This window comes from Bradyrhizobium sp. JHI2711 (assembly GCF_056156565.1).
Map to the genome: position 1 here is coordinate 558,038 of NZ_JBPZPT010000002.1, position 12,382 is coordinate 570,419.

Sequence of the window (12,382 nt, forward strand, 5' to 3'; positions counted from 1 at the left end):
GCTAACCCGCCCTACGTTGCTACGATGGCTCCCAATCAAGAACGATCGGGAGACACGCCATGAGCTCACTCGCCGGCAAGCAGGGTCCGCGCTATCGCCACACCGCGGACGAAGGCGCGCCTTATGAGACCATCGCCGTCGAAAAGCTCACACCCATCATCGGCGCGGAAATCAGTGGCGTCGATATCGGCAAGCTTGTCGATGGCGATGCCCGCTCCAACCGGCAGATGGACGAGATCCATCGCGCGCTCGCCGAGAACCTCGTTATCTTCTTCCGCGACCAGCACATCACGCCGCAGCAGCATCTCGCCTTCGGCCGCAAGTTCGGCGAGCTGCATTTTCATCCCGCCGCCCCGCATGAGGACGAAGACCCCGCCTTGATGAAGATCTATGCGGACAAGAACTCGCCGCGCGCCAATGGCGAGGGCTGGCACTCCGACGTCTCCTGCGATCTCGAGCCGCCGATGGGCTCGATCCTCTACATCAAGCAATGCCCGCCGCGCGGCGGCGACACGCTGTTCGCCAATATGTACGCGGCCTATGAGGCGCTGTCGGAGCGCATGAAGGCCTATCTCGACGGCCTGACGGCGCTGCATGACGGCGAGCCGATCTATCGCGGCCTCTATGCCAATTATGGCGTTGCCGATCGTCCCTCCTATCCCCATGCCGAGCATCCCGTCGTGCGCACGCATCCGGTCACCGGCAAGAAGGCGCTCTACGTCAACCGCGGCTTCACCCGCCACATCAACGGCATCCCGCGCGACGAGAGCGATGCGATGCTCGCCTATCTCTACCAGCACGCCGAAAACCCGCTGTTCCAGTGCCGCTTCCGCTGGACCGAGAACGCCATCGCCTTCTGGGACAACCGCTGCACCCAGCACCGCGCGATGTGGGACTACTGGCCGCACACACGCTCGGGCACGCGCGTGACGGTGAAGGGAGAGAGGCCGGTCTAATGGGCCGGGCTCGGGAGACCAACATCAATCAGTCGGCTTCGCGCAAAGGAAAGCCCCGGACGCGAGACCGGGGCTTCGTTTGTCGAAGAAGTGCCAAAGTCAGTATTTGGCGACGATCGGGCCACCGAAGCGGTAATTGATGCGGGCGGTGACAATGTCGACATCCTGGCGGATCGTATCACCGCGCGTGACCCCCGGAACGATCGACGAGCTAAAGGTGATGTCGCGATGGCCCATGAACAGGTGATCGTATTCGAGCGCCAGCGACCAGTTCGGCGCGAAACCGAATTCGATGCCGGTGCCTACGACGCCGCCCCAGCGGGTCTCGGTGGCGCGATCAAACACCAAGCCGATGCTGGTGATCACGCCCTCGTACTTGTCGCGGGTGACGGCGGCGCCGCCCTTCACGTACCAGAGAACGTTGTTCCAGCTGTAGCCGACCTGGCCGGTGAATAGGCCAAGCGCATCAACCTCGGAGCGGTTGGTGAAATTGCCGTAGAACAAGCTGGAATTGGAGCCGGTGAAGTCGGCCCAGTTGCCCTGCGCCTCAACACCGAACACCCAATTGGTGGCCTGCCAGCGATAGCCGATCTGACCACCGACGGTGGCGCCGCTCGCATTGTGGCAGCCTTCCCGGAAGGGCGGCGCAACGGTGAAGCCGGCATCGTTGTAGATATCCCAGCACTTGTCGGCCCAGCCACCACCGCCGTTGATGCCGACGTAGAAGCCGCTCCAGTCGTAGATGGGGGCGATTGCGGGTGCCTTGGTGTAGGGTCGGGCTGCAAGGTCAGCGGCCGACGCCGCGCCTGTGAACAGCGCCATCAGAGCGGCGGTTGCGAATGCGAGTTTCTTCATTTGACCCCGTAGACATTCAATGGACGATTCGAATTCAACCCGCCCTAAATACCGGCTAGTTGCGCGTTCGTCCGTCGCTCCGCCGCAACAGTCGCCGACAATCTCCGCGAGCGCGGGAATCGCGCGATTGCCAGTGCCGCATCGCGCAACGACACGATCGGCATTTTCATTTCGTCTCAAATACTTAGCTGCCGACACGATGGTCGGCCTGATCGCCCAAGGCAGGGGGCGCCCTGGGTCAGCCGCGCGTTGACGCTCGGACCTCCCTGCGTCAAGGTGATCAAAAGCAAAAAGCACCGCCGAAGGTCGCGTCATCTTTCGTCTCGAAAGACTACAACTTCCTCACCGAAAGCGGTGCCGGCACCGGCATGCGTGAGCAGCAGCGGAGTAGCGCTTGAGGCACCTGCGGAGCGTCATCGTCGGGCTGGTCGCCTCGATCGTTCTGTCATCGCTTGCATTCGTCACGGCCGGCGAAGCTGCTATCGCGCGCAAGAGTGCGAGACATGAGCCGAAACCCTCACCTTCATTCAAGTGCGAGACGCCCAAATTCCGGATCGTCGTGGATGTCGGCCACACGCCGGACTCCTACGGTGCATTGAGCGCGCGCAACGATCCGGAGTTCGGCTTCAACTTCCGCCTCGCACGGCTCATCACGGCCAAGCTCAAGTCCGAGGGCTTTGCCGCAACCCGCCTGCTCGTCACCGATGGCAAGGCACGGCCGAGCCTGTTCAAGCGCGTCGGCGCTGCAAACGAAGGCCGCGCCGATCTGTTCCTGTCGGTCCATCATGATTCGGTGCCGGACAAGCTGCTCGAGACCTGGGAATTCGACGGCGCAAAGAGCTATTTCAGCGATCGCTTTTCGGGCCACTCGCTGTTCGTGTCGCGGCAGAATCCGCACTTTGCCGCCAGCCTGATGCTGGCCAGGATGATCGGCCGGCAATTGAAGCAGCAGGGCCTGCACTATGCGAGCCAGTACACCTTGCCGGTGATGGGCCGCTACCGGCGCCAGCTGCTCGACAAGGATGTCGGCGTCTACCGCTATGACGGGCTGGTCGTGCTGTCGCGCACGCGAAGCGCCGCCGTGCTGCTCGAGGCGGGCTCGATCATCAATCGCGACGAGGAAATGGAGATGAACTCGCCGGAGCGACACGAGGCGGTCGCACAAGCCGTCGCGGTCGCGATGAGGGAGTTTTGCGAGAGACGGTAGTTGGCCCTGCCGGTTCAGCAGCAGTCATTGCGAGCGCAGCGAAGCAATCCAGAGTCCTTCCGCAGAGGCAGTCTGGATTGCTTCGCTACGCTCGCAATGACGAGGAAGCTACAGCGGCCCGGCTCGATATTCCCTATTCGCCAGGCTCGCCTCCTCCAGATCCAGATCGCGCTCGATCCGCCGCCGCGTCTCGTCGGTGATCTGGCCGTCGCGCAGCAGCTTGTGGATGAATTTGCGCTCGGCGGCGATCAGGTCGCGGGTCAGAGCGATGCCGGCGGCAGAGATGTCGTGACGGTTGGGATCGAGCGAGTCCGGGAGCTGGTTGAAGCGGATCTCGTGGCGGGCGCGCAGCAGCCGCATCACCTCGTCGGAAACCTCTTTTTCCGCCGTGAGCGCGTCGAGCGATTTCAGCGCGGCCTCCAGCGCCTGACGGCGCGCGGCGATCTCCGCTTCGTGCTCGGCGGCATGCTCGTGACGACCGGCTTCGGCGACGCCGAGCCACCGCACGATCGGCGGCAGCGTCAGGCCGACGCCGATCAGCGTCACGAAGATGACACCGAAGGCGACGAACAGGATCAGGTCGCGATACGGAAACGCCTCGCCATTCGGCAGCGTGAACGGCAGCGCCAGCGCGGCGGCCAGCGACACCGCGCCGCGCACGCCGGTGAAGGCGAGCACGAATGGCCATTGCCATGGCGGCGAAGGATCGCGCTCGCGCAGCGACCTGGAGAGCATTCGCGGCAGATAAGTTGCGGGATAGAGCCAGGCAAAACGCGCGATCACGACGATCACCAGGACCAATGCGGTTGCGATGAGAATGTCGTCGAGCGGAAAAGTCTTTGATTTCTCGTAGAGCGCGCGCATCTGGAAGCCGGTGAGCAGGAACAGCATGCCCTCGATCAGGTAGATCACGAGATCCCAGAAGAAGATGCCTTGCAGGCGCGTCGCCGAGGAGATCAGCAATGGGCCGTTCCAGCTGACATAGAGCCCGCAGGCCACCGTTGCGATCACGCCGGAGCCGCCGACATGCTCGGGCAGCCAGTACGAGACATAGGGCGTGATCAGCGACAGCGTCAGCTCGACCTGCGGATCTCCGGACCATTTGCGAAGGCGTAAGGAGAGCCAGCCGACGCCGATGCCGAAGGCGATCTCGCCGGCGACGATGAGGAGGAATTCACCGGCCGCGAGCGGCAGTGAGAAGTGGCCGATGAGGATCGCGGCGAGCGCGAAGCGGTAGAGGATAAGCGCGGTGGCGTCGTTGGCGAGACCTTCGCCTTCGAGCACGACCAGGATGCGGCGCGGCATGTTCAGCCGGCGCGCGATCGCGAGCGGCGCCACCACATCGGGCGGCGCGACGATGGCCCCGAGCAGGAAGCCGACGGTCCAGGGCAGGCCGATCATGTAGTGTGTGGCGGCCGCCACCATCGCCGTGGTGAAGATCACGGCGCCGACCGCGAGCAGCACGATCGGACGCAGGTTCTTCTTGAATTCGCGCCAGCTCATCGCGACGCTGGCCGAGTAGATCAGTGGTGGCAGCACCACCAGCAGCACCAGCTCCGGCGGCAGCTCCACAGTCGGCATGCCCGGCACGAAAGCGAGGCCGACGCCCGCCAGCATCAGCAGGATGGCAGGGGCGACGTTGAAGCGTCGCGCGGCCAGTGCCACGCCTGCCAGCACGGCCAGCAGGATGAGAAAGGTCTGAAACTTCGCTTCCATGATGGTCTGTCTTGACCCGGAAGCGACGGCTAGGTCAATGCGCGGCTCACGCCAGCCGTTCGGCCACCATCCGCCCAATCCGCGCGAACGCGGATGTGATCTGCGCCGCGCTCGGCGTGCCGCCCTGGGTATAGGCCGCGATCAGGATCGGCGTATCCGGCTTCGGCCAGGCGACTGCGATGTCGCCCGAGGCGTCCTTGCCGTTGTTGCCGGTCTTGTCGCCGATCTTCCAGCCTACCGGGAGTCCGCCACGGAGGCGATTTGCGCCGGTCTTGCAGTTCACCATCCAGTCGGTGAGCAGGGCCCGCGAAGCAGGCGACAGCGCCTCGCCCGCGACCAGCCGGCGCAAATTTCCCGCCATCGCTGCCGGCGTCGTGGTGTCCCGGGGGTCGCCGGGTTGCGAGCGGTTGAGCTCGGGCTCGTTGTGGTCGAGCCGCGAGGTGGTATCTCCGAGCGACCGCCAGAATGCGGTCAGCGCGGCGGGGCCGCCGATCCGCGCCAGCAGCAGATTGGCGCAGGTGTTGTCGCTGAGCTCGACGATGGCCTTGCACATCTCGCCGACCGACATCTTGCCGGCCGCGAGATGTTCCCTCGCCACCGGGGCGTATTCCAGCAGATCCGCCTGGCCATAGCGGATCATGGCCGCGAGTTGCTCCTCGCCGCGATCGACCCGCGCCAGCACGTTGGCTGCGAGCGAAGCCTTGAACGTCGAGCACATCACGAACCGTTCGTCGGCGCGCCAGGCAAGCTTCTTGCCGGTTGCGAGATTCTCCGCATAGAGCCCGATCCGCCCGCCGCTCTCGCGCTCGTAGGATTCGAATTCTGATGGGGCATCCCCGGCGAGCGCAGGGGAGGCGGCCAACCAGGCGAATGAGGCGAGCAGGGAGCGGCGGTCGACAAGCATGGTCATTTCCAGGCGAGCAGGGGTGGGAGATGGAGCGGACGCTGCATCCGCGTCGTCATTGCGAGCGCAGCGAAACAATCCAGACTGTCTCCGCGGTGAGATTCTGGATTGCTTCGCTGCGTTCGCAATGACGGAGAATTGGATAGCGAGTGCGTCCGAATTCGGGCAGCAGGACGGCGCCCGTCACTCCCTCAAATCATATCGGTACGACTTCGACACGATCTGCCAGCCGTCGGCGAGCTTCATCGCCACGAGATAGTCGGTGAAATAGCGCGGCGGCAGCTGGCAGCGCACCTTGATGAACGCGGTCTTGTCGTCCGACCGGTCGATGGTGACGATGAAATCCTCGCGCGGCTTGCCTTCGGCCTTGGCCGAGGCGCGCTTGCGCACGCGGTCGAGCCAGTCCGGCACGGTCAGAACCTGGAGCTCGCCCTTTTCGACCCAGCGCAGATCGGCGGAGGGATGGAAGATGGCGCCGAGCTTGTCGGCGTTGCCCTCGTAAAGTCCGTCAAAATAGGATTGCACGACGGCTTCGACGCTCGACCGGTCCTGGCTCATGGGTCGTTCCTTTGCATGATGGCTTCGGGCCAACTTAGTCGTACACGTTGAAATGCGCTATGGGTGTGTCAGCGATTTGCGCGAAGGCGTCACGATGGCAGAATCAGAAAATTCGAACGCTCGCATTCTTGTCGGCGAATGCTTTTGCCGCGCCGTGCGCTTCGAGGTGGCCGACGCATTCGCCTATGCGATGAACTGCCACTGCTCGAACTGCCGGCGCACCACCGGTGCCGCCTTCAAGCCCTTCGCCGGCATCCGGCAGAACAGGCTTCGCATTGTCAGGGGCGGCGACCTCCGGATGATTTTCGGCGACGACACCACCCATGACGCGCATTGTGGCCGCTGCGGCTCGCTGCTCTATTCCCGGGTCCGGGAAGGAGAGTGGGTCCACGTCGCCATGGGAACCCTGGTCGATGCCCCCTCCATCCGGCCGAGCGCCCATATTTTCGTCGGCTCGAAGGCGCCCTGGCACGAAATTACGGACGATCTGCCGCAATATCGGGAGCACATCGGGGTTGTCTGACGGAACCCGGTCCGCACCGCCGTCCGTTGGCGAACCGCGACAGCGCTGGCGCGACAAACAAAAGAGGTCGTACGGCCTGCCGTCGGGGTCCGCTTCGTGACCTCCATCACAAGCGCCGGCGGAGGATGTTGCTAAAGCGGTCCCAAAGGGCCGGACGGCCCGGAACCATCGGAAGTCGTGTCATGCGCAGCTTGTTCAGACTTTGTCCGCTCTTCGTCGCCCTCGGCCTGATGTTCGGCGCCGGGCCGGCTGTTGCCGGAAAGCGGGTGGCGCTAGTGCTGGCCAATTCGGCTTATCAGCACGCGCCCTCGCTCGCCAATCCCGTCAATGACGGGTCCGTGATGGCCAAGACCCTGAAGGAGGCCGGCTTCGACGTCGTCGACTCCCGGCACGATCTGTCGGCGCTGGAGACACGGCGCGTGCTCCGCGACTTCGCCGACGCGACCCGCGACGCCGAAATCGCCGTGGTCTACTACGCCGGCCACGGCATCGAGGTGGAGGGCTCGAACTATCTGATCCCGGTGGATGCCAAGCTCGAGCGGGACACTGACGTCTTTGACGAGGCGCTCTCCCTCGACCGTGTCCTGGTCGCGGTCGAGCCCGCCAAGCAATTGCGTCTGGTGATCCTCGATGCCTGCCGCGACAATCCGTTCAGCAAGCGGATGAAGCGCACGGTCGCTTCGCGCGGCATCGGCCGCGGCCTCGCCCAGGTCGAGCCGTCCAGCCCAAACACGCTGATCGCCTATTCGGCCAAGGCCGGCTTCACCGCGCAGGACGGCGACGGTGCCAACAGCCCGTTCACCATCGCGCTGTCGAAGCATCTGACGACGCCGGGCCTCGACGTCCGCCGCGCCTTCGGCTTCGTGCGCGACGATGTGCTGAAGTCCACCGGCAACAAGCAGGAGCCGTTCGTCTACGGCTCGCTGGGTGGCGAGGACGTGCCGCTGGTGCCGGTCAAGCTGGCGCCGGCGGCGCCCGTAGCCAATCCCCAGGCCGATATCCGCCGCGACTACGAGCTCGCGCTCCAGGTCGGCAACCGGCCGGCGTGGGAAGCCTTCCTCGCCCAGCATCCCGACGGGTTCTATGCCAGCCTCGCCAAGCTCCAGCTCGAGAAGATCGGCGCGGAGCAGGCGCATGCGGCGGCGATCGCGAAAGCGAAGCAGGCCGAGGCCGAGCGCGACCGCCTTGCTGCGCTCGGCGCGCAGAAGGATGCGCAAGCCAGGGCCGCGGCCGATGCGAAGGCCGCCGAGCAGGCGCAGCTTGCCGCGCAGAAGGCCAAGGAGCAGGCCCAGCAGCAGGCGGCCGCCGCCGAGCAACAGCGCGTCAACCTCGCCGCCACGGTGCCGGGGGTTGCGCCGGGCAACACCACGAGCGCTGCCGGGACCAACGTCGCCGCGCTCAGTCCGACGACCGCGCCGGCCGATCTCAACCGCTCGGTGCAGAGCGAGCTCGGCCGCGTCGGCTGCTTCTCCGGGCAGGCCGACGGCAATTGGAATACGTCCTCGCAGCGGTCGCTGTCGCAGTTCAACCGCTATGCCGGCACCAAGCTCGACGTGAAGGTGGCGAGCACCGACGCGCTCGATGCGGTCAAGGCCAAGCCATCACGGGTCTGCCCGCTGGTCTGCGAGCACGGTTTCAAGGCCGAAGGCGACAAGTGCACCAGGATCGTTTGCGGCAACGGCTATGTCCTGAACGACGACAATGAATGCGAGAAGAAGCGCGCGGCCAAGCCCGCGTCAAAGCCCGCGACCTCGCGACGCGACGACGGCGAGGACCGCCCCGCGCGGCAGCGGGCCGGTGCTGCTGCGGGTGGCTACGGTGCAGCCGCGGCGGCTGGCGCGGGCCGTGCCTCGAGCGGCAGTGGTCAGATCTTTTGCAACGCTCTGCTCTGCCGGCCGGTCAGGCCCGGTTGCCGCCTCGTTTATCGCGGCGGCGGCGGCCCCCACGTCGACGCCAATGCCGAGGTCTGCAACTGAAATGGCACGGCTTTCCTGACCACTAGAGCATGATCCGGAAAAGTGTGAAGCGGTTTTCCGAAAAGATCATGCTCGAGGCAATAACCTAAAGCGCGATGACGATTCATCCTGATCGCATCGCGCTTTAGCTCAGTTCTTCCGCTCGGCCACGAAACGCGCGGCGGCCTGCAAAATTGCGGCGCGGTCGCCGAAGATCGAGACGGCGCTGTCGGCGCGCGCGAGCAGGTCGCGCACGCGCTGCTTGGCGCCTTCGATCCCGAGCTGGGTCACGAAGGTGGTCTTGCCGAGCGCGGCATCGGCGCCGGCCGGCTTGCCGAGCGCGGCCGCATCGCCCTCGACGTCGAGCAGATCGTCGGCGATCTGGAAGGCTTCGCCGAGCGCGCGGCCGTAATCGTCGAGCGCCTGATATTCCGCCTTCGAGGCCTGGCCGAGGATCGCGCCGGCAATGCAGCCGTAGCGCAAGAGCGCGCCGGTCTTCATCTGCTGGATACGGGCGACGTCGATCGGCTCGTTGCCGCCAAAGCGGCCTTCGCCGGCGAGATCGAGGATCTGGCCACCGACCATGCCGCCGATGCCGGCGCAGCGCGCCAGTGCACGCGTCAAGAGCAGCCGCACATTGGCGTCGCGATGGACCTCGTCGCGGGTGATGATGTCGAAGGCGAGCGTCAGGAGGCCGTCGCCGGCGAGGATCGCGGTGGCGTCATCGGTCTGCTTGTGCAGCGTGGGGCGGCCGCGGCGCAGGTCCGAATTGTCCATGGCCGGCAGGTCGTCATGGATCAGCGAATAGCAATGGATGCATTCGAGCGCGGCGCCCACGAGCAGGGCCGCCTCGCGCGGCACGCCGAACACGGCGGCGCTCTCGACCACCAGGAACGGCCGCAGGCGCTTGCCGCCGTTCAGGCTCGAATAGCGCATTGCGTCCATCAGTCGCTTGGGCCGGGCGATTTCGTCATGCAGGATGTCGTCCGACAGCAGGCGCCGGAGCAGGGCTTCGGTGTCATCAGCGGTCTTGTCCAGACGTTTGGCGAAATCGGACGGGGACGTGCCGGTCATCAAGAAGGGCTCCAGAACTGAAATTCGGCGGGACAATCCTTTATGCGCCCGCGCCAGTCAATCGTTTGGAAGGCCTAAAAAGTGCTGGAAAAGGCCCGAATTATCACAGACTTAATGCTCCAGCCCGTGGCCGCTCGTCAGTTCGTGCCGGAAAGGTCGATTTGCGCATCGTCAAAATCCTGCTGGTGGCGCTCGCGCTCGTGGTCCTCGCACCCTATGTGATCGCGCCGTTCTACCGCACCGGCCACCCAGTTTCGACGCTGATGGCCTGGCGCAGCCTGCGGGGCGCGCCGATGCAGCGGGAGTGGATCGATCTCGCTGATATGTCGCCCTCTCTGCCGCGCGCGGTGGTGGCGGCCGAGGATGCCCATTTCTGCAAGCATCACGGCATCGATTGGGGGGCGCTGCGCGAGGCGATCGACGACGCCAGGGAGGACGGCACCGCCTTCCGGGGCGCCTCCACCATCACCCAGCAGGTCGCGAAGAACCTGTTCCTGTGGCAGGGGCGCGACTTCGTACGCAAGGCGCTTGAATTCCCGCTGGCGCTTTGGATCGACCTCGTCTTGCCCAAGCAGCGGATTCTCGAAATCTACCTCAACATCGCCGAGCTCGGCCCGCAGGGGCAGTTCGGGGTCGAGGCGGCCAGCGCCTATGCCTTCGGCAAATCGGCCGAAAGCCTCTCGCCCCGCGAGGCGGCGCTTCTGGCCTCGATCCTGCCGAATCCGGTCAAGCGCAGCGCCCGGACCCCGGGACCGGGCGTCCGGCGGCTGGCAGCCACCTATATGGCGCGGGGGCAGGCGAGCTCGCTTGCGACCTGTTGGCGGGAAAATCGCTGATTTTTGACCCGTTCCGGGCGCATTTTCCGGCCCAAGAGCCTAGCTTTACGGCCAGCCTTCCTCTATAAGCGCGGCCTTGATCGGCACTCAGCTCGCCTCGTTATTTGCGGGTGCTGAGCCGTCCCTTCGCGGACGATGCCCTGATGACACCAATCCCTAGAGGATACTGAAATGGCCGTTCCGAGAAGAAAAACCTCGCCGTCGCGCCGTGGCATGCGCCGCTCGGCGGACGCCATCAAGAAGCCGACCTATGTGGAAGACAAGGACTCCGGCGAGCTCCGTCGTCCGCACCATCTCGACCTCAAGACCGGCATGTACAAGGGCCGCCAGGTCCTGAAGAAGAAAGAGTCCTGAAGCCAGGATCTTTCTCGGGCGGGAGATCGGACCCGCCCGATTCGGCCAACCCATGAGATAGACGGTGATGGCGGCGGAGCGGATGCTTCGCCGCTGCATTGTTCTGTCCGGATATCTTGATCGAGAAGGCATCAAGCCGATGGTCGGTTTCCCGCTGCTCCTGATTCCGCTCGCGGTCTACAACATCATCGCCTTCCTGATGCCGACCGTGTCCTTCACGGACGTGCTGTTCAAGGTGCCTATGGTGTCCGGAGAGGTCTGGCCGGTCACGCTCGCCGATCTCCTGCTCGCGCTCGGCATCGTTCTGCTGCTGCTCGAGGTGGTCAAGGGTGCGCGGCCGGGCTCGAAATTCCTGATGGATCATTTGCTGTCGCTGATCATCTTCGGCGCGGCCGCTGCCGAATTCGTGATGTGGCCCAAATTCGGCAACTCCACCTTCTTTCTGCTGGTGCTGCTGGCGATGGCGGACTTCTTCGCTGGCATCGCCCAGCGCACGCGCCGCCGAGTCACCTATGTCGCCGAGACCACGGTGCCGGCCCCTCGTAAGGCCAAGCGCAGGGCCGAAGCGCCGGCGGAAGACGTGGAGTCCGAGCGCAAGTTCGAGCCGGTGATCGCGCCGCAGCCGGCGCCGGCCGCACCTACCGCGCAATCCGTCGCCGAATCCGTGCTGATGGATCACCCAGCGCCCAAGCCCGTGCAGGGCGCCCCCTCGCCGGAAATTCCCTCGCCGCAGCTGCAGCCGGGGAACGGCACGCCGTCTTCCGACACGCCGCCGCGCTGATTTCTCTGAATTGGCTCGCATCTCACCGCCGCGGCAGTGTGCTCCCTTGCCCCGTTCTTACGGGGAGTGGGTTGGGGTGAGGGGCCTCTCTCCGCGGATGCGATAGCCGCGGGACCTGTACCCCCTCACCCGGATCGCACCGGACGATGCTTCGCATCGCCGAGGCGATCCGACCTCTCCCCGCAAGCGGCGAGAGGTAAGAAGCGCGCTCTCACTTCAATCAATCTTAAGCTACCTGACGCGTGCGCGCGCTGACGGTTCCGAGCGGGCGCTTGCTGCCATAGGCCATCAGCGCATCCTCGGAGGAGGCGCGGCGGAGCCGGCTCGTTTGCGGCAGCTGCTCGGCATTGGCGATCAATTGTGTGACGAAGCTCGGATCGGGGCGGGGCAGGGGCACCTTATGGACCCACCGCAACGTCGGCATCAGCGGCACCAAGGCCGTGCCTGTGCCGTTGTCCGCCGCGTCCGATCGATCAGTACTCAACATCGCAATCACCGTTGATCCGGCGAGACTGTCGCGTTTCGAGACGCGGGGGCCGTCGCGAGTCCTGTACTCGCAAGGCCTATGCCGGCCGGGCCGGTTTGGTTCCGACGCCTTCGGAAACGTGGTTTCCAAATTGTTTATCAACTTTGCCTAGGTTCGGCAGCGAATCTGGCTCTATC

13 protein-coding genes are annotated in these 12,382 nt (G+C 65.0%); 7 read left to right on the forward strand and 6 right to left on the reverse strand.

What is annotated here, in order from left to right:
- Positions 1–59: 59 nt before the first annotated feature.
- Positions 60–956 carry a TauD/TfdA dioxygenase family protein gene (locus ACTEK7_RS15160; protein WP_225148612.1) on the forward strand — a complete coding sequence of 299 codons (897 nt, stop codon included), beginning with the start codon at positions 60–62 and terminating at the stop codon, positions 954–956.
- 99 nt (positions 957–1,055) lie between these two features.
- Here ACTEK7_RS15160 and ACTEK7_RS15165 read toward each other — a convergent pair whose 3' ends face one another.
- Entirely contained in the window at positions 1,056–1,811 is a 756-nt protein-coding gene (locus ACTEK7_RS15165) for an outer membrane protein (protein ID WP_225113312.1), read from the reverse strand.
- A 394-nt stretch (positions 1,812–2,205) separates the two neighbouring features.
- Between ACTEK7_RS15165 and ACTEK7_RS15170 the strand changes: the two genes are divergently transcribed.
- Positions 2,206–3,018, forward strand: coding sequence for an N-acetylmuramoyl-L-alanine amidase (locus tag ACTEK7_RS15170; protein ID WP_225148611.1), 813 nt, complete (start codon positions 2,206–2,208; stop codon positions 3,016–3,018).
- 108 nt (positions 3,019–3,126) lie between these two features.
- Here ACTEK7_RS15170 and ACTEK7_RS15175 read toward each other — a convergent pair whose 3' ends face one another.
- From ACTEK7_RS15175 to ACTEK7_RS15185, 3 genes are all read right to left on the reverse strand, one after another.
- On the reverse strand, positions 3,127–4,734 hold the full coding sequence (locus ACTEK7_RS15175) for a Na+/H+ antiporter (RefSeq protein ID WP_225148610.1): 1,608 nt from the start codon (positions 4,732–4,734) through the stop codon (positions 3,127–3,129).
- A 46-nt stretch (positions 4,735–4,780) separates the two neighbouring features.
- The gene (bla, locus tag ACTEK7_RS15180) at positions 4,781–5,638 is read right to left on the reverse strand and encodes a class A beta-lactamase (protein ID WP_225148609.1); all 858 of its coding nucleotides are present in this window, start codon (positions 5,636–5,638) and stop codon (positions 4,781–4,783) included.
- Positions 5,639–5,821: 183 nt separating this feature from the next.
- Positions 5,822–6,196: a nuclear transport factor 2 family protein gene (locus ACTEK7_RS15185; protein WP_036038516.1), complete on the reverse strand. Its 375-nt coding sequence runs from the start codon at positions 6,194–6,196 to the stop codon at positions 5,822–5,824.
- Positions 6,197–6,290: 94 nt separating this feature from the next.
- On the opposite strand from ACTEK7_RS15185, the gene ACTEK7_RS15190 reads away from it, so the two are divergent.
- Together ACTEK7_RS15190 and ACTEK7_RS15195 are read left to right on the forward strand one after the other, a co-directional pair.
- Positions 6,291–6,719: a GFA family protein gene (locus ACTEK7_RS15190; RefSeq protein ID WP_225148620.1), complete on the forward strand. Its 429-nt coding sequence runs from the start codon at positions 6,291–6,293 to the stop codon at positions 6,717–6,719.
- 182 nt (positions 6,720–6,901) lie between these two features.
- A complete protein-coding gene (locus ACTEK7_RS15195; protein ID WP_225148608.1) occupies positions 6,902–8,695 on the forward strand; it encodes a caspase family protein in 1,794 nt (597 codons plus the stop codon).
- Between the two features lie 129 nt (positions 8,696–8,824).
- On the opposite strand, the gene ACTEK7_RS15200 is transcribed toward ACTEK7_RS15195, so the two are convergent.
- Entirely contained in the window at positions 8,825–9,748 is a 924-nt protein-coding gene (locus ACTEK7_RS15200; RefSeq protein WP_225148607.1) for a polyprenyl synthetase family protein, read from the reverse strand.
- Positions 9,749–9,909: 161 nt separating this feature from the next.
- Here ACTEK7_RS15200 and mtgA point away from each other — a divergent pair, with 161 nt between their 5' ends.
- The 3 genes from mtgA (at position 9,910) to ACTEK7_RS15215 (ending at position 11,719) form a co-directional block, all read left to right on the forward strand.
- Complete coding sequence (gene mtgA, locus ACTEK7_RS15205) at positions 9,910–10,584, forward strand: monofunctional biosynthetic peptidoglycan transglycosylase (protein ID WP_225148606.1); 675 nt, start codon at positions 9,910–9,912, stop codon at positions 10,582–10,584.
- A gap of 171 nt (positions 10,585–10,755) precedes the next feature.
- On the forward strand, positions 10,756–10,938 hold the full coding sequence (gene rpmF / locus ACTEK7_RS15210) for a 50S ribosomal protein L32 (protein WP_007598106.1): 183 nt from the start codon (positions 10,756–10,758) through the stop codon (positions 10,936–10,938).
- A 139-nt stretch (positions 10,939–11,077) separates the two neighbouring features.
- Positions 11,078–11,719 carry a hypothetical protein gene (locus tag ACTEK7_RS15215; RefSeq protein ID WP_036002287.1) on the forward strand — a complete coding sequence of 214 codons (642 nt, stop codon included), beginning with the start codon at positions 11,078–11,080 and terminating at the stop codon, positions 11,717–11,719.
- Between the two features lie 226 nt (positions 11,720–11,945).
- Here ACTEK7_RS15215 and ACTEK7_RS15220 read toward each other — a convergent pair whose 3' ends face one another.
- Positions 11,946–12,206: a hypothetical protein gene (locus tag ACTEK7_RS15220; protein ID WP_036002219.1), complete on the reverse strand. Its 261-nt coding sequence runs from the start codon at positions 12,204–12,206 to the stop codon at positions 11,946–11,948.
- Between the last annotated feature and the right edge of the window lie 176 nt (positions 12,207–12,382).